The organism is Erwinia sp. MYb416 (assembly GCF_037479575.1).
Lineage (GTDB): Bacteria > Pseudomonadota > Gammaproteobacteria > Enterobacterales > Enterobacteriaceae > Erwinia > Erwinia rhapontici.
Map to the genome: position 1 here is coordinate 249,580 of NZ_JBBGYT010000443.1, position 21,469 is coordinate 271,048.

Consider the following 21,469-nt stretch of genomic DNA (forward strand, 5'->3'; position numbering starts at 1 on the left):
AATTGTCCTTTATTGTACGGCAAACTGGCGGCGAATTTTTCTCATCAGTAAGAACAGCCAGGGCCAGAGGATACCGTCGACGACGCTACTCCAGAAAATTTCTGGGCGGAAGGAAACGTTAATCACCAGGAACTCAGACCAGAATACGATGACATCCATCGCCAGTGACAGCACCATCACCATCAGTGCCTGCTGCCAAAGCGCCAGATTGCGGAATAACTGGAATTTGAAGGCCACCAGGTAGGCAACGATACTGAATGCCAGTGCGCGTACGCCGAGCGTCGAACCAGAGATAAGATCCATTATAGATCCCATCACAAATCCGGTGCCAACGTTGACACGGTGCGGCAACGCCAGCACCCAGTAGATCAGGATCAACAACAGCCATGACGGGCGATAAACAAACAGCTCCTCGGGCCAGGGCATGATTTGTAGCACCAGCGCCACCAGAAAAGAGAGCCAGATAACCCAGCGTCCGTGGCTGCGGTAACTACTCAAGGCTGGCCTCCGCGTTCGGACTGCGGACGGCGAACCGGTGCAGCGGCAGGGGCCGTTGCCGGGATGCTGGCGGGTGCCGCGGCAGGAGGGGCAGGCGGCCCCACCATTTCGCTCGCCTGCGGCAGTACCTGCGGCATCATCTGCATCAGGCGTTCATTGGCCACGCGATGGACTTCGTCCGGTGCCATTGGCATCGAGCCATTGCGATCCGCGCCCCACAGCAGCAGCAGATAACGCAGACGCTGGAGACCCGCCGTTGGACGCGCCTGGATCACCGTATAAGCGCGTTGGGTATCCACTTTCACGGAAGAAACCACCCCAACAGGGTAACCTTCAGGGAAGCGCCCACCGAGGCCGGACGTCACCAGCACATCGCCCACGCGGATATCGGTATTACCTGGCAGATGTTCAAGCTGCAAATCTTCCGTGCAGCCATTACCCGCCGCAATCACGCGGATGTCATTGCGCAGAACCTGAATCGGCAGTGCGTGTGAGGCATCGCAAATCAGCAGCACGCGGCTGGTGATTTTACCCACAGCAACCACCTGGCCGACCACGCCTTTATCACTGATCACCGGCTGACCTTCGTAAACACCGTTTACGCTGCCTTTGTCGATCACCACCTGATCGGTATAGGGATCGGTGCCGGTGGAGATCACCTGCGTGACCATTTTATGCTCGTCCTGACGCAGCGGTGAACCCAGCAGTTCGCGTAAACGGGCATTTTCCTGCTTAAACTGACCCAGCATCAGCAGTTCGCTGTTCTTCAGCATCAGTTCGCGGTGTAAGGCTTTATTTTCCAGCTCGAGTTGCTGGCGGGAGGCCAATGTTTCTGAAACATTGTCCAAAATCTGACGAGGCCCATTGGCCAGGAAATAGAATGGACTGACGGCAGTGTCCATATAGGTGCGGATTTGGGAGAAAGCTCCCATGCGACTGTCGGCAACAATCACGCCTATTGCCACAATAACCGCTAAAAATAAGCGTAACTGCAGGGAAGGCCCCCTGCTGAACATCGGCTTCATAAACTCGGCGTTTTCCTCGACAACATGAAAAAGGAGTGCGGGCAGCGTCCCGCTACTCCTTCAGGCAAATTATTCTTCGCTGAACAAATCGCCGCCGTGCATGTCAATCATTTCCAACGCTTTACCACCACCGCGTGCAACGCAGGTCAATGGATCTTCTGCAACGACCACTGGAATTCCAGTCTCTTCCATAAGCAGGCGATCCAGATTGCGCAACAGCGCACCACCGCCAGTCAGTACCATGCCACGTTCGGAGATGTCAGATGCCAGTTCTGGCGGACACTGTTCCAGTGCAACCATAACCGCGCTAACGATACCAGTTAACGGCTCCTGCAGCGCTTCCAGGATCTCGTTGGAGTTCAGGGTGAAACCACGCGGAACCCCTTCAGCCAGGTTACGGCCGCGGACTTCAATCTCGAGCACTTCGTCACCCGGGTAGGCTGAACCGATCTCATGCTTAATACGCTCTGCGGTGGCTTCACCAATCAGAGAGCCGTAATTACGGCGCACATAATTAATGATGGCTTCATCGAAACGGTCGCCACCGATGCGGACAGAAGAAGAGTAAACCACGCCATTCAGCGAGATCACCGCAACTTCTGTTGTACCGCCACCGATATCCACCACCATAGAACCGGTCGCTTCGGAAACAGGCAGGCCTGCACCGATAGCAGCAGCCATGGGTTCTTCAATCAGGAAGACTTCACGCGCACCAGCACCCTGAGCAGACTCACGGATGGCACGACGTTCAACCTGGGTTGCACCAACGGGCACACAGACCAGCACGCGCGGACTTGGGCGCATAAAGCTGTTGCTGTGAACCTGTTTGATGAAGTGCTGCAACATTTTCTCGGTCACAAAGAAGTCGGCGATAACGCCATCTTTCATTGGGCGAATAGCTGCGATATTACCGGGTGTACGACCCAGCATCTGTTTTGCGTCATGACCGACTGCCGCTACGCTCTTTGGGGAACCGGCACGATCCTGACGGATAGCAACGACGGAAGGCTCATTAAGAACAATGCCCTGCCCTTTCACGTAAATCAGGGTATTGGCTGTACCCAGGTCGATGGACAAGTCGTTGGAAAACATGCCACGGAATTTTTTAAACATACTAAAGGATAATCCTGCAAGCTGGGGGCGGAAAATAAAATCCGCTTACTTTACCAACCACACGAAGCAGCGACAAGGCGCAAAAACGTTCTGCTTCGGTGAAAAATCATGCTATCTCTCGCTGAAGTCACAACCTTACGACATCGTGCGTAACGGAAGCCGATATAACGGCCTTTCGCTGTGGTTTTTGGACACGTCAGCGGACATAACATACATAAAAATTAACAGTTTCAGTTTCGCCTCGGCCTGCGAGAAAGCCGCGTCGAACCACAATCTCCCAGGTATTCTACGTGAAAACCTGCCAGACGTGAGACTAAACTCGATATCTTTGCGAATATTTTTTCACGCTACTATTAACCGGCTCTGAGGCAGCGAAAAAGTCGCCCTGCCCACCGGTGACTCCCAGCTCCAACAGCGTTTGCCACTCTTCCCGGGAACGTACCCCGGCAGCAAAAACCTGAGTGGAAGTTTGCTTGCTACTCTCCAGCAGGCTTTGTACAAACAGCTGATTTTCAGTACGCCGATCAATATTGCGCACCAGGCCGGGATGAAGCTTGATCAGCCTGACCTGGAACTGCTTGATATACGCGGTGCTCACTACCGTTAAACCGGCCTGATTCACTGCCACACCACAGCCAAAACCGTAGAGCAATCGGAACACTGGCGTTAAACGGCTGATGTGTTGACACACATCTGCTTCTGCAAGTTCAAATAAAATACGTTTTCTTTGCGATTTAGTACATTGCAGCAGGTTATCACGCAGCCAGTTCAGGAATGAGCGCTGCAATAATGAGTCGAGGGTGAGCGGAATGGCAAGAGTTTCTTCTGGCCACAGTTCGATCAACGTCACAATACGTTTCACCATCTGTCGATCGTAGCGTTCTGCCAGACCCAGTTGCTGAATCACAGGCAGATACTCTGCGGATAACAGCTCTTTTTCACCGTCAAAGATGCGTGGCATCATTTCGCGATGATGCACTTCACCCTTCGCGTTAACGGCCGGTTTTTGATAAAGCCGTGGACCACCACGATTCAGTGTGTTTTCCAGCAATGTGCGCCATTTCACGCTTCCGCGCGCGAAATCCTGCTGTGCCCCCTCGCCCACCGACCAGTTATTCCCGCCCTGTAGTGTGGCGTTACGCGTCGCCCGCTCGGCATTCTCCATCACCTGAAGAGTGCTCTGCCCGCTGTGCCAGCCGCTGATACCAATATGAATCATGTCATCACGATCCAACATTCGCGTTGATGGCAGAGTATCGACTGCTTTAATCAACTGAGAAGCAATACCGTCGGCATCCTTTACGCTGCGATGTGGGAGCAATACGGCGAAGTCACTGCGAAAATAGCGAGCCAGCAGCGCACCGGGATAGCGCAACACAAAAGTCGACAGCATATTGACCAGCGCAAACAGATAATCCTGCACCTGCACATGGCCCCAGCGCTCACGCAGGCTGTCGAAATCTGGCAAGCGGATCATCATCACCATGCCATGCGTTCCAACGGACTCCGGATCCTCCAACAGTGTGGTGAGCTGATTATCAAAGAACAGGCGGTTGTTCAGGCCGGTGCGGGCATCCTGTGCCGCAAATGCGCGGATCAGCGTATCAATGCGGTTATGCTGCTCTCCTGCCTCTTTCAGATCGGCCAGCAACAGGTCAATTGCGCTGCTGGCTTTAGGCGGCCACTCATGTACTGAACCCGATTTGACCGTAGCGCGTTCTCCTTTGATCACGGCTTCAGCGCGCTCCTCCAGCCGTTCCATTCCTTGTAATTGCTGCTGGAGCCAGCGCCTGGCCTGCCATAGCAATAAAGTCATGATCGCGACCACGCCGATAATTAGCGACAAACTGGTAGCCCCCATTAAGGAAGCAAACCAGGTACGGGTGGAGTCGACCCACTGAATATGCAGTGTCATGCCGGGATGTTGCGTCAGCGGAAGCTGTATCTGGCGATAGCGATTAGGTTCGTCTTCCAGGAGGGACGGCTGATGAAGGGTGATCTGAAACAGTTGCGCATTACCGTTGTTCAGTTTAACGCGTTCGATTTGTAACGGATTCATGACCTGACGTAGCCATACTTCTATCTGTTGGGGTGATTGTGTGAATAACGCGCTATCAACATCGTCCGCCATCCGCTGGATCCGATGTTCTGCCCGCTGGTTACTAAGATAAAAGAAGCTCAGCACGCAGCCCACCAGCATCAGTAACATGGCCAGTGAGCAAAGCAGGGTGATAATCGCAGAAAGTTTGGTGGTTAGTCGCATCCTTGTGCCCATTTGTGTTGCGGGTGAAGAAGACGTCATTAACACTGAACCGCAACCAAAATGTAAATGACCAGGAAAATGTGCATATCTGACAGCTGACGCGGTGAAAAATAACACACCACACACACCGATTGCTTGCCCGGGGTCAGATAATTGTCCATTTCCAGGAGTATAGTCCTGACAGGGCGTTTTTTATTAATGAAACCACTATTTTCAGGAGATTCTCATGCAGGCTCTGGTTCTCGAACAGTCAGAAGGCAAAACCGTTGCTGCCGTGAAGTTCATTAGCGCTGACAGCCTGCCGGAAGGCGAGGTCAAGGTCGATGTGGACTGGTCGGGTATTAACTATAAAGATGCGCTGGCGATTACCGGCAAGGGCAAGATTATCCGCCAGTTTCCGATGGTGCCCGGTATCGATTTTGCCGGGAAAGTGCATACCAGTAGCGATCCCCGTTTCCACAGCGGTCAGCCGGTGCTGCTAACGGGCTGGGGCGTAGGTGAAAACCACTGGGGCGGCCTGGCCGAACAGGCACGTGTTAAAGCAGACTGGCTGGTCCCGATGCCAGAAGGCATGGATGGCCGCCAGGCGATGATCATTGGTACGGCCGGGTTTACCGCCATGCTGTGTGTTATGGCGCTGGAAGAAGGCGGCGTGACGCCAGAAAGCGGTGAAATATTGGTCACGGGTGCCAGCGGTGGCGTGGGAAGCACCGCAATCGCACTGCTCAGTGCACTCGGTTATCACGTTGTGGCCGTCAGCGGACGCGAATCAACGCATGACTACCTCCATCAGTTGGGGGCACGCGAGGTGCTGCCGCGCAGTGCATTCAGTTCGGTGGCGCGGCCGCTGGAGAAACAACGCTGGGCAGGGGCGGTCGATACCGCAGGCGATCAGGTGCTGGCCAGTGTGCTGGCGCAGATGAACTACAACGGTGTGGTCGCTGCGTGCGGCCTGGCAGGTGGCTTTGCCCTGCCCACCAGCGTCATGCCGTTTATCCTGCGTAATGTCCGTCTGCAAGGGGTGGATTCCGTGATGACGCCAGCACCACGTCGTCGTGAAGCCTGGAAACGTCTGCTGAAAGTGCTGCCAGCATCGTTTTATCAACAGGCCACTACTGAGGTTCCCCTGTCAGAAGCCGCCAGCGCCGCTGAAAAACTGCTGAATAACGAGATTACTGGCCGTACCCTGGTGCGTATCCGCTAATGCTATGTCCCTCGCTATGATGGCGAGGGATGCCTTTCTCCCAGGAAATTTCATATTTTTTCGCCAGTATTCGCTTAAATCGTGGCACTGCGCCATGCTCAATTTATTACCCATACCTGAGCAAGGGTCACAGATGAAAACCATCAACAAACTGACTGAAAATGATGTCACGCCGGAGAGCGTCTTTAATACGCGCCGTCGTACGCTGCTCAAAACCCTCGGGTTGAGTGCGGCTGCACTTTCCCTGCCCACCGCCGCTCGCGCTGATGTGCTGTCATGGTTTAAAGGTAATGACCGCCCGAAGGCGGCATCCGGTAAAGCATTACAATTTAGCAAACCCGCACTTTATCAGGCAGACCTTGCGCTGACGCCAGAAGATAAGGTCACTGGCTATAATAACTTTTACGAGTTTGGGTTGGATAAAGCGGATCCTGCCGCCAATGCCGGCACATTAAAAACCACCGACTGGAAGATCCAGATCGGCGGTGAAGTTGGCAAGCCGCTCACGCTTGATATGGATGATATCTTTAAGCGCTTTCCACTGGAGCAGCGCATTTACCGTATGCGCTGTGTCGAAGCCTGGTCAATGGTAGTACCGTGGATAGGTTTCGAGCTGGGTAAACTGCTGAAGGCTGCCGAACCCACCAGCAATGCGCGCTATGTTGCTTTCCAGACGCTCTACGCGCCCGATCAGATGCCAGGCCAGCAGGACCGCTTTATCGGCGGGGGGCTGGATTATCCTTACGTAGAAGGCCTGCGGTTGGATGAAGCCATGCACCCACTCACGCTGTTAACCACCGGCGTATATGGCAAAGCGCTGCCCCCACAAAACGGTGCGCCCATTCGCCTGACAGTGCCGTGGAAATACGGTTTTAAAGGTATCAAGTCGATAGTAAAAATCACCCTGGTGAAAGATATGCCCCCAACAACCTGGAATCAGCTGGCAGGCAATGAATATGGTTTCTTCGCCAATGTGAATCCTCACGTCGATCACCCACGCTGGTCACAGGCAACCGAACGTTTTATCGGCTCCGGCGGTATTCTTGATGTCAAACGCCAGCCAACGCTGCTGTTTAACGGTTATGCTGAACAGGTTGCTTCCCTCTACCGCGGGCTGGATCTGCGGGAGAATTTCTAAATGGTGCGCCTGTCGTTAAAACAGATTACAGGCCTGAAGGTGTTGCTGCATCTGGCGGGCTTTTTGCCGCTATTGTGGCTGCTGCTCTCGATTGATCAGGGCTGGTTCAGTGCCGACCCGGCCAAAGATATCCAGCATTTTACCGGCAGAATGGCATTAAAATTTTTGCTGGCCTCCCTCGCGGTAACGCCGCTGGCACGCTACGGTAAGCAACCGCTGCTGATTCGTGTACGCCGCCTGCTGGGATTATGGTGCTTTGCCTGGGCCACGCTGCATCTGGTGAGCTACTCATTACTCGAACTGGGGATCAGTAATCTCGGTCTGCTGGGATCAGAGCTGATCTCACGCCCTTACCTGACACTCGGTATTATTTGCTGGATCGTGCTGCTACTGCTGGCTGTCACATCGTTCCAGCGGGCACAGCGCACATTGGGTAAGCGCTGGCAAACACTGCACAATGCCGTCTATCTGGTGGCTATCCTGGCACCGGTTCATTATCTGTGGTCGGTAAAAATCCTTTCCCCTCAGCCGTGGATTTATGCGTTAATTGCCGCGATCTTGCTGGCATGGCGTTACAAAAAGCTACGTAAGTGGTTGCCAGGTAAATCCTGATTACTGTGTTCCACCCCACATCTTCAGCGATCAACCCTGCCTTTTTAACCGGGTGTGGTTGATCATCTTCGCTGATACGACCAGTATTTAGCTGCTAATTGCGTTGATATCGTTATAATGCCCGACTTCATTCGTGGCCTTTGCCAAATTTCATCTGAAAAGGTGACAAACTGGCTTTGGCGATGTATTTTGTGCGATGCCATTATTATCGCAGGAGATAGCAGCAAGATGACGGATAAGTTGCACGTACTGCTTTTGAACGGCCCCAATCTGAATATGTTGGGAACCCGTGAGCCTGAAAAGTATGGTCATACCACGCTGGCCGAGATTGTCAGCGATCTGACCTCGCAGGCTAACGCGCTTAACGTCACACTGAGTCATCTCCAGTCTAATGCGGAATATGCGCTGATCGATCGCATACATGAGGCGAAAGGCAATGTCGATTATATCGTCATAAACCCGGCTGCATTCACACACACCAGCGTGGCATTGCGTGACGCACTGCTGGCAGTCAGCATCCCGTTTATCGAGGTTCATCTGTCAAACGTGCATGCCCGTGAGCCCTTTCGTCATCATTCGTATCTTTCTGATATTTCTGCCGGCGTGATCTGTGGACTTGGCGTCGACGGTTATTCCTGGGCTTTACAGACGGCAGTCAAACGCCTGTCACCATCTCATTAAACAGAGTACGGAACCACATCATGGATATTCGTAAGATTAAAAAACTGATCGAACTGGTTGAAGAATCAGGCATCGCTGAACTGGAAATCTCTGAAGGCGAAGAGTCTGTTCGCATTAGCCGTGCACCAGTTAACGTTGGTTACCCGATGATGCAGCAGGCCTATGCTGCACCAATGATGCAGCAGCCTGCACTGGCTAATGCTGTCGCTCCGGCTACCGCTCCGGTAATGGAAGCGCCTGCAGCTGCTGAGATCAGTGGCCATATCGTGCGTTCTCCTATGGTCGGTACTTTCTATCGTACCCCAAGCCCGGATGCGAAAGCCTTTGTGGAAATCGGTCAGAAAGTTAACGCCGGTGACACCCTGTGCATCGTTGAAGCGATGAAAATGATGAACCAGATCGAAGCCGATAAATCCGGCATTGTGAAAGCGATTCTGGTCGAAAGCGGTCAGCCTGTTGAGTTTGACGAGCCGCTGGTAGTCATCGAATAACGAGGCGAGCCATGCTGGATAAAATTGTAATTGCTAACCGTGGTGAAATCGCGCTGCGAATTCTCCGCGCCTGTAAAGAACTGGGCATCAAGACTGTGGCAGTGCACTCCACTGCGGACCGCGATCTGAAGCACGTACTGCTGGCAGATGAAACGGTCTGTATTGGCCCGCCACCGTCAGTGAAAAGCTATCTGAACATCCCGGCACTGATTTCAGCCGCTGAGATCACCGGGTCTGTTGCTATCCACCCAGGCTACGGTTTCTTGTCTGAGAATGCTGACTTTGCCGAGCAGGTTGAACGCTCTGGCTTTATCTTTATCGGGCCGAAAGCAGAAACTATCCGCCTGATGGGCGATAAAGTGTCGGCAATCACCGCGATGAAGAAAGCAGGTGTTCCGACGGTGCCAGGCTCCGATGGCCCGTTAACCGAAGATATGGATAAAAACCGTGCCTTCGCAAAACGCATCGGCTATCCGGTCATTATTAAAGCCTCCGGCGGCGGCGGCGGTCGTGGTATGCGCGTTGTGCGCGGCGACAAAGACCTGGAACAATCCATCAACATGACGAAAGCGGAAGCCAAAGCGGCTTTCAACAACGACATGGTTTACATGGAAAAATACCTGGAAAACCCACGCCATATCGAAATTCAGATTTTGGCTGACGGTCAGGGCAACGCTATCTATCTGGCTGAACGTGACTGCTCAATGCAGCGTCGTCACCAGAAAGTCGTGGAAGAAGCGCCAGCACCAGGTATCACTGAAGAGATGCGCCGTTACATCGGCGAGCGCTGCTCGAAAGCCTGTGTTGATATTGGCTATCGTGGCGCCGGCACCTTCGAGTTCCTGTATGAAAACGGTGAGTTCTACTTCATTGAGATGAACACCCGTATTCAGGTAGAGCATCCGGTGACGGAGATGATCACAGGCGTTGACCTGATTAAAGAGCAGCTGCGTATTGCTGCCGGTCAGCCGCTGTCGATCAAACAGGAAGAAGTGATCATTCGCGGTCATGCGGTGGAATGCCGTATTAACGCTGAAGATGCCAACACCTTCCTGCCAAGCCCAGGCAAAATCACCCGCTTCCATGCACCAGGTGGATTTGGTGTGCGTTGGGAATCTCATATCTACGCCGGTTATAGCGTGCCGCCGTACTATGACTCAATGATTGGTAAGCTGATTACCTTCGGTGAAAACCGCGATGTGGCTATTTCACGCATGAAAAATGCGCTGGCGGAGCTGATCATCGACGGAATTAAGACCAACATCGAACTGCAGATGAAAATCATGTCGGACGAGAACTTCCAGCACGGTGGAACGAATATCCACTATCTGGAGAAAAAACTCGGCCTGCAAGAGAAATAATTGGCCCGGGTCAGGCGTGCCTGCCCTCTACAGGAGGGTGCATACCCACCATAGCGTAGGGGGGCGGGCATGTCTGACCTCTACGGGGGCATTCCCGCCCTATCGTAGGGGGCGGGCATGCCCGAGGGGGGGGGCACCCCCACCCGCCAGCAGAGTTCGCTGTATGCAGAGGGGCCGATTATTCGGCCCCTTCTTATTTTGGGGAAGAAACGCATGGAAAAACGTTTTATTCAGGCCCACCGTGAAGCGCGCTGGTCATTCTGGCTGGCAGTGGCTTATCTTGCCTGTTGGGCGCTGTCAGCCTGGCTACCGGACGATGTGCAAGGTGTCACCGGACTGCCGCACTGGTTTGAAATCGCCTGCCTGCTGGTGCCCGGTTTGTTCATTTTTCTCTGCTGGCTGATGGTTCGCGTCATCTTCCGCGATATTCCTCTGGAGGATGACGGTGAAGCTTGACATTATTTTGCCTCTAATTGGCTACCTGTTACTGGTTGCCGGACTCTCTGTGTACGCCATGCGTCAGCGCCGTGAGGGCAGCTTCCTGAGTGAATACTTCCTCGGCAGCCGTTCAATGGGTGGCTTCGTGCTGGCCATGACACTGACCACCACTTATATCAGCGCCAGCTCGTTTATTGGTGGCCCAGGAGCCGCCTATAAATACGGACTAGGATGGGTGCTACTGTCGATGGTACAGGTGCCTGCCGTCTGGCTGTCACTGGGGATTTTGGGTAAGAAGTTTGCCATTCTGGCGCGGCGTTATAATGCCGTGACGCTTAACGATATGCTGTATGCACGCTACCGCAGCCCAATGCTGGTCTGGCTGGCAAGTATCAGCCTGCTGGTCGCATTTATTGGTGCCATGACCGTGCAGTTCATCGGCGGTGCACGTCTGTTGGAAACCGCTGCGGGGATCCCTTACGATACCGGACTGCTGATTTTTGGCATCTCCATCGCTTTGTATACGGCGTTTGGTGGCTTCCGTGCCAGCGTCCTTAATGATGCTATGCAAGGCCTGGTGATGCTGGCAGGCACCTTCCTGCTGCTGTTCGCCGTGATCCATGCCGCTGGCGGGATGCATAAGGCCGTAGAAACCCTACAGCATATTGATCCAAAACTGGTGTCATCGACAGGTGTTGATAACATTCTGACCCCGACATTCCTTGCCTCTTTCTCTGTGCTGGTGTGCTTTGGCGTTATTGGTCTGCCACACACGGCGGTACGTTGCATCTCCTATAAAGACAGTAAAGCCGTACATCTGGCGATCCTGCTTGGCACCGTGGTCGTTGCCGTTCTGATGTTTGGTATGCATCTCGCAGGGGCTTTAGGACGCGCGGTGATCCCGGATTTACAGATCCCGGACCAGGTGATCCCAACGTTAATGATCCAGGTACTGCCACCACTGGCTGCCGGGATCTTTCTTGCGGCGCCGATGGCGGCGATCATGTCCACCATTAACGCACAGCTGCTACAATCGTCGGCAACGATCGTCAAAGATCTCTATCTGCGGATGCGACCGCATCAGCTGGATAATGAACCGCTGTTGAAGCGCTTATCCTCGCTGGTGACGCTGATACTGGGGCTCCTGTTGCTGGTGGCGGCCTGGAATCCACCCGATATGATTATCTGGCTGAATCTGCTGGCCTTTGGCGGGCTGGAAGCCGTATTCCTCTGGCCGCTGGTGCTGGGGTTGTACTGGGAAAGAGCCAACGCGGCTGGCGCACTGAGCAGTATGGTATCGGGTGCGGCCTGTTACACCCTGCTGGCCAGCCTGTCGCTGCAACCCTGGGGGTTCCACCCGATTGTTCCGGCACTGTTACTCAGCTTGCTGGCCTTTATTATTGGCAACCGTTTTGGTCACTCTGACACCCTGGCGACGACTGCCCACACTCCGATTGAATGAAGAGATTATTATGCCTTGGATCCAAATGAAGCTTAATACCACCGGCGCTCAGGCTGAAGAGCTGGGTGATGCACTGATTGAAAATGGCGCCGTGTCGGTGACCTTCCAGGATACCCACGACAATCCGGTGTTTGAACCCTTACCGGGCGAAACGCGTCTGTGGGGTGATACCGATGTGATTGGCCTGTTCGATGCTGAAACTGAGATGCCCGATGTGATTGCCGGGCTGGAACAGCATCCGCTGCTGGGCGCTGGTTTTCACCATAAGATTGAGCAGATCGAGGACAAAGACTGGGAACGTGAGTGGATGGATAACTTCCACCCGATGCGCTTCGGACAGCGCCTGTGGATCTGCCCAAGCTGGCGCGATGTGCCCGATCCTACTGCGGTAAACGTGATGCTCGACCCGGGCCTGGCGTTTGGTACCGGCACCCACCCGACCACCGCACTTTGTCTGGCCTGGCTGGATGGTCTGGACCTGGAAGGTAAAACCGTGATCGATTTCGGCTGTGGTTCCGGCATTCTGGCGATTGCTGCTTTGAAGCTGGGTGCTGCTGCCGCTATCGGTATTGACATCGATCCGCAGGCAATTCAGGCCAGCCGTGACAATGCACAACGTAACGGCGTATCAGAGCGTCTCTCGCTGTATCTGCCACACCAGCAACCAGACAACCTTATTGCTGATGTGGTGGTGGCGAATATCCTGGCAGGCCCACTGCGCGAGCTGGCACCGCTGATTAGCGTCCTGCCTAAAACAGGCGGTCATCTTGGCCTTTCAGGCGTGCTGGCCAGTCAGGCTGACAGCGTATGTGAAGCTTACGCGGAAACCTTCACGCTGGATCCCGTGGCAGAGAAAGAAGAGTGGTGTCGCATTACGGGTATTCGCCGATAAAATAACCGGCTGGCGCAGCCCGGATAAGCTGTGTCAGCACGTTCATCACGTCATATGTCTCGAATAACGGCTCAACTGGCGTGATTTATGTTGTTATCCGGGTCACAAAAAAAGAAAAATCTTTGTACACAATTTCGTCGTATTTTTTTAATTCATTGTTTTATATAATTATAATATTAATTCCGCTGCCAGGTACGATGATTCCTTGATCCGCAACAGCGGATTGTTCAAAGTTTGGCCTTTCATCTTCCTGAAAAAATGCGTAATATACGCCGCCTTGCGGACACACTATGGTCACTTTTTTTTCATGCGCATAGGAAATCACCAGCTTCGTAATCGTTTGATTGCAGCCCCGATGGCCGGGATAACAGACAGGCCATTCAGGACCCTTTGCTATGCAATGGGCGCTGGTATGACCGTCTCCGAGATGATGTCGTCAAACCCTGAAGTCTGGGGTAGCGATAAGTCGCGGTTGCGTATGGTACACAGTGACGAACCTGGTATTCGTACCGTGCAAATTGCCGGTTGTGACCCGGAAGAAATGGCGGCAGCCGCGCGCATCAATGCAGTGTCAGGTGCGCAGGTGATCGACATTAATATGGGTTGTCCGGCCAAAAAAGTGAATCGCAAGATGGCAGGTTCGGCGCTGCTGCAACACCCTGAGCTGGTGAAGTCTATCCTCTTAGCGGTGGTGAATGCAGTTGACGTACCAGTTACCTTAAAGATTCGCACTGGCTGGGATAGCGACAACCGCAACTGTGTAGAGATTGCCCAATTGGCTGAACGCTGCGGTATTCAGGCCCTGACAATTCACGGACGCACACGCGCGTGTTTGTTCAACGGCGAAGCTGAGTACGACAGCATTCGGACAGTTAAGCAGAACGTATCCATTCCGGTTATCGCGAATGGAGACATTACTGACCCGCATAAAGCCAGAGCCGTACTTGACTATACGGGGGCTGATGCCCTGATGATAGGACGGGCGGCTCAGGGAAGACCGTGGATCTTCCGGGAAATCCAGCACTATCTGGACACTGGGGAGCTGCTGGCACCGATGCCACTGGCTGAAGTAAAGCGCTTGCTCATCGGGCACTTACGGGAACTGCACGACTTTTATGGTCACCGCAAAGGATACCGTATTGCCCGGAAGCACGTCTCCTGGTATCTGCAGGAGCACGCCCCAAACGACCAGTTTCGGCGCACATTCAACGCCATAGAGGATGCCAGCGAACAGCTGGAGGCGTTGGAGGCATACTTCGAAAATCTTGCGTAATTAGAAATAAAGAGCTGACAGAACTATGTTCGAACAACGCGTAAATTCTGACGTACTGACCGTATCTACCGTGAATTCACAGGATCAGGTGACCCAAAAGCCACTTCGTGATTCGGTCAAACAGGCACTGAAGAACTATTTTGCTCAACTGAATGGTCAGGATGTAAATGATCTGTATGAGCTGGTACTGGCTGAAGTAGAACAGCCTCTGTTGGACATGGTGATGCAATACACCCGTGGCAACCAGACCCGTGCAGCCCTGATGATGGGCATCAACCGCGGTACACTACGTAAGAAACTGAAAAAATACGGCATGAACTAATAGCCCTGGCTATCATGTTGTTTCGAAAGCGCTTATCCCTCTTTAGGGCTAAGCGCTTTTTTATTGATAGTCGCATCATCCCTGACGCATACTATGTAGGTGATGTGGAGAATGGGTGAAGATTGACAGGCCTTTTCGCACAAGAAAAATCCCGCTCACCTCTTCCTGTATGCAGGATAACCTGTGTAAACTCACGTGTACTTGAAATTCCTTCGCAGGCCCGCCGCCCTCACCTTCTGAACGCAGTATGCAACATCTCCTGAATGTAAATTACTGCCAAAAATGAGCCGTGGCTAAACCTACGTACTGAATGGGTGTCTGAATGATTGTACCGCTACTGATTGCCTTCATTATGCGTTACAGGTTCTCTGCCCTTAATGCTTAAATGAGTAAATATGAAGCCGTCACAAAAATTCCACAGGGGCTTTCTGCGCCCGCGCTATTGGCTGACCTGGTTTGGTGTCAGTGTATTATTCCTGCTGGTACAGCTCCCTTATCCTGTATTGAACAAACTGGGCCTCTGGATGGGCCGTACCTCCATGCGTTTTATGAAACGCCGCGTCTCGATTGCCCGCCGTAACCTGGAGCTCTGTTTCCCGGATATCGACCCTGAGCAGCTTGAACGCCGTATCGTCGGAAATTTTGAATCTCTGGGAATGGGATTACTGGAAACCGGCATGGCCTGGTTCTGGTCCGATCGTCGAGTGAAACGTTGGTTCAGCGTTACCGGCCTGGAAAACCTTCAGGCTGCGCAGCGTGAAAAGCGCGGGGCGCTGATTATTGGCGTGCACTTTATGTCGCTGGAGCTGGGCGGACGCGCGATGGGTATCTGTCAGCCAATGATGGCAATGTATCGCCCGCACAATAACAAGCTGATGGAATGGATACAGACCAAAGGGCGTATGCGTTCTAACAAGGCGATGATTAATCGCCGTGACCTGCGCGGCATGGTACAGGCGCTAAAACAGGGTGAAGCGGTGTGGTTTGCCCCTGACCAGGATTACGGTCCGAAGGGGAGCGTGTTTGCCCCGCTGTTCGCCGTGCCAGAGGCAGCGACTACCAGTGGCACCTGGATGCTGGCGCGTATGGCGAAACCTGCATTGATCACGGTGGTACTGATCCGCAAAGAAGACGGCAGCGGCTATGAACTGGTCATCCAGCCTGAACTCCAGGATTACCCGATCGAGAATGAACAGCTGGCAGCCGAGTATATGAACCGGGTAATTGAACGCGAGATTATGCGTGCGCCGAATCAGTATATGTGGCTGCATCGCCGCTTTAAAACCCGTCCTGCCGGTGCCAGTTCTCTCTATTAATCCTCCTTATCCTCTTTCTCTCTCACCAGCGCCTCAGGGCGCTGGTTTGCGCAAGACTATTTACATTTAAGTAACAAAAACTGACGCCGCCCTCACACTGCTTCCATATAGTGAAACTAATTGCACTATTTGTGACCATCACGGCTATTTTTGCCCCTTCCTGGTGCGCGATATTAATACTACTTGTAAGAAACTCCCCTTTATTAGCAACGCTTTTCAACAAATTCAGGGCTATGCAAATCTGGCATTACCTTTGCAAAGCAGTGAATGGCTTCGGCCACAGACAGGCAAAGTGCACCAAAGCGTGCGCTAAACATAACAAAACGAATTCGCCACACAGGATGCTTTATGAAAAAGATGATGCTCACGACGATGGTTGCTGCAGCTACGCTGTTTGCGGTTGCAAATCAGGCCCATGCTGGCACGACACTGGATGCCATTAAGAAGAAAGGCTTTGTACAGTGTGGTATCAGCGATGGCCTGCCAGGCTTCTCCTATGCGGATTCCAACGGTAAATTTACGGGTATTGATGTGGACGTTTGCCGTGCTGCCGCTGCAGCCGTGTTTGGTGATGCTGGAAAAGTAAAATATACCCCGCTGACTGCAAAAGAGCGTTTCACTGCGTTGCAGTCGGGTGAAGTCGACATCCTTTCTCGTAATACCACCTGGACCTCCTCCCGTGATGGCGGTATGGGCTTCATCTTCGCAGGCGTAAACTATTACGACGGTATCGGCTTCCTGACCCATCAAAAAGCCGGTCTGAAAAGCGCTAAAGAACTGGACGGTGCCACAGTATGTATCCAGGCAGGTACGGATACCGAGCTGAACGTGGCCGACTACTTCAAAGCTAACAAAATGCAGTACACCCCGGTGACCTTTGACCGTTCTGATGAATCAGCTAAAGCTCTCGATACCGGCCGTTGCGACACGCTCGCCTCTGACCAGTCTCAGCTTTACGCATTGCGTATCAAGTTGGGCAAACCTAATGAATTCATCGTTCTTCCTGAAGTGATCTCCAAAGAGCCTCTGGGTCCGGTTGTACGCCGCGGTGATGACGATTGGTACACCATCGTTAAATGGTCTCTGTACGCAATGCTGAATGCCGAAGAGATGGGAATTACCTCTAAGAATGTTGATCAGTTGACGGCGAAACCATCGACGCCAGATATGGCTCACCTGCTGGGCGCGGAAGGTGACTTCGGTAAAGACCTGAAGCTCGATAACAAATGGGCTTATAACATCATCAAGCAAGTGGGCAACTATCAGGAAGTCTTTGACCGTAACGTCGGTAAAGATAGCCAGCTGAAAATTGCTCGTGGTCAGAATGCCCTGTGGAACAATGGCGGCATTCAGTACGCACCACCAGTACGTTAATTCCCACGATTACAGGGCACCAGGCTTACTGGTGCCCACGCCAGAATGTTCGTCACTGAGGTCTCAACATGTCTCAACGCCCAACCGTAAAAAGGGATTTTTCATTCAGCAATCCTGCGGTGCGCGCCTGGCTTTACCAGATCATTGCGATCGTCGCGGTTCTGGCCGTTGCGGGTTATCTGATTCATAACACCATCATTAACCTGGCAAGCCGTGGCATTACTTCCGGTTTTGGTTTCCTTGAACGTAGCGCTGGCTTTGGTATCGTCCAGCATCTGATTGATTATACTGAAGGGGATACCTACGCTCGCGTGTTCCTGGTGGGTCTCACCAATACCCTACTGGTTTCTGCGCTGTGTATCGTCTTTGCTTCTTTCCTCGGCTTCTTTATTGGTTTGGCCCGTTTGTCTGACAACTGGCTGCTGCGGAAAATATCTAATATTTATATTGAGACGTTCCGTAATATCCCGCCGCTGTTGCAGATATTCTTCTGGTATTTTGCTGTGTTACGCAATTTGCCAGGACCTCGTCAGGCACTGAATGCCTTTGATCTCGCGTTTGTCAGCAACCGTGGGTTGTATATCCCGTGGCCTGAATATGCAGCGGGAACCGGCCCTTTCCTGATTGCAGTGCTACTGGCACTGGTCATCTCGTTCGGTCTGTTTCGTTATAACAAACAGCATCAGTTGAAAACAGGACAACTGCGCCGTACATGGCCTGCGGCTATCGTGATGCTGATTATGTTCCCACTGTTCACCTCGCTGCTAGCAGGCCGCCCAATGCACTGGGATATCCCGGAACTTAGTGGCTTCAACTATCGTGGTGGTTTCGTTCTGATCCCTGAGCTGGCGGCGCTAACGCTGGCTCTGTCGATCTATACCTCTTCGTTTATTGCTGAAGTCATCCGCTCAGGAATTCAATCTGTTCCGTACGGTCAGCATGAAGCTGCGCGTTCTCTCGGCTTACCCAATCCGGTCACACTGCGTCAGGTCATTATCCCACAGGCAATGCGCGTGATTATTCCTCCGCTTACCAGCCAGTATCTCAATATTGTGAAAAACTCTTCGCTGGCAGCAGCGATTGGCTATCCCGATATGGTGTCGCTGTTTGCCGGTACGGTATTGAATCAGACGGGTCAAGCCATCGAGACGATCGCTATCACCATGGGTGTGTATCTCATCATCAGCCTGTCGATTTCGCTGTTAATGAATATCTACAACCGCAAAATCGCCCTCATTGAGCGCTAAGAGAACGGGATTATGACCACTGTTACCACTCATGACACGCCCACCGTACCAACCAGCACATTGTCACGTGCCGTGTTGTGGGCACGAAGAAATCTGTTCTCAAGCCTGGGTAACTCACTGCTGACGCTGTTCTGCCTCTGGGTCATCTGGGCCGTTATCCCTCCAGCGCTGAACTGGCTGGTGTTCCAGGCTAACTGGATGGGTGAAACGCGTGCTGACTGTACTAAAGAAGGTGCATGTTGGGTGTTTATCCATGCGCGTTTTGGCCAGTTTATGTATGGATTGTATCCCCACGAATTACGCTGGCGTATCAACCTTGCGCTGGTGATCGGTCTGCTGTCGATTGTACCGATGTTCCTTAAAAGGCTGCCGCGTCGGGGCACTTATATCGCCGCCTGGGCTGTCATTTACCCCATTGTTGTCTGGTTCTTGCTGTATGGCGGCTATCTGGGGCTGGAACGTGTCGAAACCCGTCAGTGGGGCGGGCTGACCCTGACGCTGATTATTGCGTCTGTGGGGATCGCAGGCGCCTTACCTTTAGGCATCCTGCTGGCACTCGGTCGCCGTTCGCAGATGCCGGTGGTGCGCACGCTATGCGTCCTTTTCATTGAGTTCTGGCGGGGTGTGCCGCTGATCACCGTGCTGTTTATGTCTTCGGTGATGTTGCCGCTGTTTATGGCTGAGGGCAGCTCTATCGATAAGCTCATTCGTGCGCTGGTCGGGGTGATTCTGTTCCAGTCGGCTTATGTGGCAGAAGTGGTGCGTGGTGGCCTGCAGGCATTGCCTAAAGGGCAATATGAAGCTGCCGAATCACTGGCTTTAGGCTATTGGAAAACCCAGGGGCTGGTGATTCTGCCTCAGGCATTAAAGCTGGTTATTCCTGGACTCGTTAACACCATCATTGCTCTGTTTAAAGATACCAGCCTGGTGATCATCATCGGTCTGTTTGATCTCTTCAGCAGCGTGCAGCAGGCCACCGTCGACCCAGCCTGGCTGGGGATGTCCACCGAGGGTTATGTCTTTGCTGCTTTGGTCTACTGGATTTTTTGTTTCAGCATGTCGCGCTATAGCCAGTATCTGGAAAAGCGCTTCCACACCGGGCGTACACCGCACTGAGGTTTAAAATGACTCAAATTATTACCCCATCTGACGACGCGATGATGATTACGCTCGAAAATGTGAACAAATGGTACGGACAGTTTCACGTACTGAAAGACATTAACCTGAAGGTTAAACCCCGTGAACGCATCGTTCTTTGCGGTCCTTCCGGCTCCGGGAAATCGACAACGATCCGCTGCATTAATCATCTGGAAGAGCATCAAAAGGGGCGTATCGTCGTCGATGGTACGTTACTTAACGACGATCTTCGCAATATTGAACGTGTCCGTACCGAAGTCGGGATGGTGTTTCAACATTTCAATCTGTTCCCGCATCTGAGTGTTTTACAAAACTGTACTCTCGCGCCTATCTGGGTTCGTAAAACCCCGAAGAAAGAGGCCGAAGAACTGGCGATGCATTATCTTGAGCGTGTACGTATTGCCGAGCATGCGCATAAATTTCCGGGGCAGCTTTCCGGTGGTCAGCAGCAGCGCGTTGCGATTGCACGTTCATTATGTATGAAGCCGAAAATTATGCTGTTCGATGAACCCACGTCCGCGCTCGATCCGGAAATGGTGAAGGAAGTGCTGGATACCATGATTGGCCTGGCAGAAGACGGCATGACAATGCTGTGTGTGACTCACGAAATGGGCTTCGCCCGTACCGTGGCAGACCGGGTGATCTTTATGGATCGTGGTGAGATAGTGGAGGAAGCCCCTCCGCAAGAGTTCTTCGCTAATCCTAAGTCTGAACGTACCCGAGCCTTCCTGTCTCAGGTAATACACTGATTTATAGGTATAAATAATGTCATCATGCCCTGCCAGCTTATCGGTGGGGCTTTTTTATGCCCCAACAAAAGCCCTATGCGAAAGCATAAGGTTTATCCAGTGAAGAGTCGCTCACCGACAAACAGCAGACGAAAAAAAACCCCGGCCTTTCGGTCGGGGTTCTTTCTTTGTTTGATGCCTGGCAGTTCCCTACTCTCGCATGGGGAGACCCCACACTACCATCGGCGCTACGGCGTTTCACTTCTGAGTTCGGCATGGGGTCAGGTGGGACCACCGCGCTAAAGCCGCCAGGCAAATTCTTGATTTACCGAACTCACGCTTTATTACTGGTGCTGATACCCAGAGTCGAACTGGGGACCTCACCCTTACCAAGGGTGCGCTCTACCAACTGAGCCATATCAGCACACTTAATTTTAAAGGGCGACACGTATGTCGCCCTTTGTTGTTTGATGCCTGGCAGTTCCCTACTCTCGCATGGGGAGACCCCACACTACCATCGGCGCTACGGCGTTTCACTTCTGAGTTCGGCATGGGGTCAGGTGGGACCACCGCGCTAAAGCCGCCAGGCAAATTCTTTGTGCTCTGTCCTGTGTCTTTTGTGCTCTGACTGCGTTGCCTGCGCTCGTAAGCTCAGTCACATACTTATGTATGCTCCTTCCCTCACTTCACTGGCCGCCTTGTCATTCCCTACTCTCGCATGGGGAGACCCCACACTACCATCGGCGCTACGGCGTTTCACTTCTGAGTTCGGCATGGGGTCAGGTGGGACCACCGCGCTAAAGCCGCCAGGCAAATTCTTTGTGCTCTGTCCTGTGTCTTTTTTGCTGTGCTGATTGCCTGCGCTCGTAAGCTCAGTCACATACTTATGTATGC

20 protein-coding genes, 1 tRNA gene and 3 rRNA genes are annotated in these 21,469 nt (G+C 52.8%); 16 read left to right on the top strand and 8 right to left on the bottom strand.

All coding sequences use genetic code 11. The annotated features are described in order from the left end of the window. Nucleotides 1-9: 9 nt before the first annotated feature. From mreD to csrD, 4 genes are all read right to left on the bottom strand, one after another. Nucleotides 10-498 carry a rod shape-determining protein MreD gene (mreD, locus tag WH277_RS28475; protein ID WP_133844163.1) on the bottom strand — a complete coding sequence of 163 codons (489 nt, stop codon included), beginning with the start codon at nucleotides 496-498 and terminating at the stop codon, nucleotides 10-12. After that, on the bottom strand, nucleotides 495-1,523 hold the full coding sequence (gene mreC, locus WH277_RS28480; protein WP_133844165.1) for a rod shape-determining protein MreC: 1,029 nt from the start codon (nucleotides 1,521-1,523) through the stop codon (nucleotides 495-497). The genes mreD and mreC overlap by 4 nt, the downstream gene beginning before the upstream one ends. A gap of 69 nt (nucleotides 1,524-1,592) precedes the next feature. After that, nucleotides 1,593-2,636, bottom strand: a complete 1,044-nt coding sequence (gene mreB, locus WH277_RS28485; protein WP_126485560.1) for a rod shape-determining protein MreB — start codon at nucleotides 2,634-2,636, stop codon at nucleotides 1,593-1,595. Nucleotides 2,637-2,949: 313 nt separating this feature from the next. Continuing rightward, nucleotides 2,950-4,899 (bottom strand): RNase E specificity factor CsrD, encoded by a 1,950-nt coding sequence (gene csrD / locus WH277_RS28490; protein ID WP_339507499.1) that lies wholly within the window; start codon nucleotides 4,897-4,899, stop codon nucleotides 2,950-2,952. 226 nt (nucleotides 4,900-5,125) lie between these two features. On the opposite strand from csrD, the gene acuI reads away from it, so the two are divergent. The 16 genes from acuI (at nucleotide 5,126) to WH277_RS28570 (ending at nucleotide 20,596) form a co-directional block, all read left to right on the top strand. Continuing rightward, on the top strand, nucleotides 5,126-6,103 hold the full coding sequence (gene acuI, locus WH277_RS28495; protein ID WP_133844169.1) for an acrylyl-CoA reductase (NADPH): 978 nt from the start codon (nucleotides 5,126-5,128) through the stop codon (nucleotides 6,101-6,103). Between the two features lie 133 nt (nucleotides 6,104-6,236). Then, on the top strand, nucleotides 6,237-7,241 hold the full coding sequence (msrP, locus tag WH277_RS28500; RefSeq protein ID WP_339507500.1) for a protein-methionine-sulfoxide reductase catalytic subunit MsrP: 1,005 nt from the start codon (nucleotides 6,237-6,239) through the stop codon (nucleotides 7,239-7,241). A gap of 3 nt (nucleotides 7,242-7,244) precedes the next feature. Then, complete coding sequence (gene msrQ, locus WH277_RS28505) at nucleotides 7,245-7,853, top strand: protein-methionine-sulfoxide reductase heme-binding subunit MsrQ (protein ID WP_171148947.1); 609 nt, start codon at nucleotides 7,245-7,247, stop codon at nucleotides 7,851-7,853. A gap of 228 nt (nucleotides 7,854-8,081) precedes the next feature. After that, nucleotides 8,082-8,534, top strand: coding sequence for a type II 3-dehydroquinate dehydratase (aroQ, locus tag WH277_RS28510; RefSeq protein WP_133844175.1), 453 nt, complete (start codon nucleotides 8,082-8,084; stop codon nucleotides 8,532-8,534). Between the two features lie 20 nt (nucleotides 8,535-8,554). Next, a complete protein-coding gene (gene accB / locus WH277_RS28515; RefSeq protein WP_133844177.1) occupies nucleotides 8,555-9,025 on the top strand; it encodes an acetyl-CoA carboxylase biotin carboxyl carrier protein in 471 nt (156 codons plus the stop codon). Nucleotides 9,026-9,036: 11 nt separating this feature from the next. Then, entirely contained in the window at nucleotides 9,037-10,386 is a 1,350-nt protein-coding gene (accC, locus tag WH277_RS28520; protein WP_133844179.1) for an acetyl-CoA carboxylase biotin carboxylase subunit, read from the top strand. 213 nt (nucleotides 10,387-10,599) lie between these two features. Continuing rightward, nucleotides 10,600-10,842, top strand: coding sequence for a YhdT family protein (locus WH277_RS28525; RefSeq protein WP_133844181.1), 243 nt, complete (start codon nucleotides 10,600-10,602; stop codon nucleotides 10,840-10,842). Continuing rightward, complete coding sequence (gene panF, locus WH277_RS28530) at nucleotides 10,832-12,286, top strand: sodium/pantothenate symporter (protein WP_133844183.1); 1,455 nt, start codon at nucleotides 10,832-10,834, stop codon at nucleotides 12,284-12,286. Before WH277_RS28525 ends, panF begins: the two co-directional genes overlap by 11 nt. A gap of 10 nt (nucleotides 12,287-12,296) precedes the next feature. After that, the gene (prmA, locus tag WH277_RS28535; RefSeq protein WP_133844185.1) at nucleotides 12,297-13,178 is read left to right on the top strand and encodes a 50S ribosomal protein L11 methyltransferase; all 882 of its coding nucleotides are present in this window, start codon (nucleotides 12,297-12,299) and stop codon (nucleotides 13,176-13,178) included. A gap of 307 nt (nucleotides 13,179-13,485) precedes the next feature. Further along, nucleotides 13,486-14,451 (top strand): tRNA dihydrouridine synthase DusB, encoded by a 966-nt coding sequence (dusB, locus tag WH277_RS28540; RefSeq protein ID WP_133844187.1) that lies wholly within the window; start codon nucleotides 13,486-13,488, stop codon nucleotides 14,449-14,451. A 25-nt stretch (nucleotides 14,452-14,476) separates the two neighbouring features. Then, on the top strand, nucleotides 14,477-14,773 hold the full coding sequence (gene fis, locus WH277_RS28545) for a DNA-binding transcriptional regulator Fis (protein WP_000462905.1): 297 nt from the start codon (nucleotides 14,477-14,479) through the stop codon (nucleotides 14,771-14,773). A 395-nt stretch (nucleotides 14,774-15,168) separates the two neighbouring features. After that, a complete protein-coding gene (lpxP, locus tag WH277_RS28550) occupies nucleotides 15,169-16,089 on the top strand; it encodes a kdo(2)-lipid IV(A) palmitoleoyltransferase (protein ID WP_133844189.1) in 921 nt (306 codons plus the stop codon). A gap of 348 nt (nucleotides 16,090-16,437) precedes the next feature. Next, nucleotides 16,438-17,463: an amino acid ABC transporter substrate-binding protein gene (locus tag WH277_RS28555; protein ID WP_133844191.1), complete on the top strand. Its 1,026-nt coding sequence runs from the start codon at nucleotides 16,438-16,440 to the stop codon at nucleotides 17,461-17,463. 68 nt (nucleotides 17,464-17,531) lie between these two features. Continuing rightward, nucleotides 17,532-18,710, top strand: a complete 1,179-nt coding sequence (locus WH277_RS28560; RefSeq protein WP_133844193.1) for an amino acid ABC transporter permease — start codon at nucleotides 17,532-17,534, stop codon at nucleotides 18,708-18,710. A 12-nt stretch (nucleotides 18,711-18,722) separates the two neighbouring features. Next, on the top strand, nucleotides 18,723-19,826 hold the full coding sequence (locus tag WH277_RS28565) for an amino acid ABC transporter permease (RefSeq protein WP_133844195.1): 1,104 nt from the start codon (nucleotides 18,723-18,725) through the stop codon (nucleotides 19,824-19,826). Between the two features lie 8 nt (nucleotides 19,827-19,834). Then, nucleotides 19,835-20,596 carry an amino acid ABC transporter ATP-binding protein gene (locus tag WH277_RS28570; RefSeq protein ID WP_133844197.1) on the top strand — a complete coding sequence of 254 codons (762 nt, stop codon included), beginning with the start codon at nucleotides 19,835-19,837 and terminating at the stop codon, nucleotides 20,594-20,596. Between the two features lie 176 nt (nucleotides 20,597-20,772). Here the strand turns inward: WH277_RS28570 and rrf (WH277_RS28575) are convergent. From rrf (WH277_RS28575) to rrf (WH277_RS28590), 4 genes are all read right to left on the bottom strand, one after another. Next, nucleotides 20,773-20,888, bottom strand: a 5S ribosomal RNA gene (rrf, locus tag WH277_RS28575). A 35-nt stretch (nucleotides 20,889-20,923) separates the two neighbouring features. Further along, a tRNA-Thr gene (locus tag WH277_RS28580) sits at nucleotides 20,924-20,999 on the bottom strand. Between the two features lie 48 nt (nucleotides 21,000-21,047). Then, nucleotides 21,048-21,163, bottom strand: a 5S ribosomal RNA gene (gene rrf, locus WH277_RS28585). Between the two features lie 107 nt (nucleotides 21,164-21,270). Beyond that, nucleotides 21,271-21,386 (bottom strand): 5S ribosomal RNA (rrf, locus tag WH277_RS28590). Nucleotides 21,387-21,469: the final 83 nt, after the last annotated feature.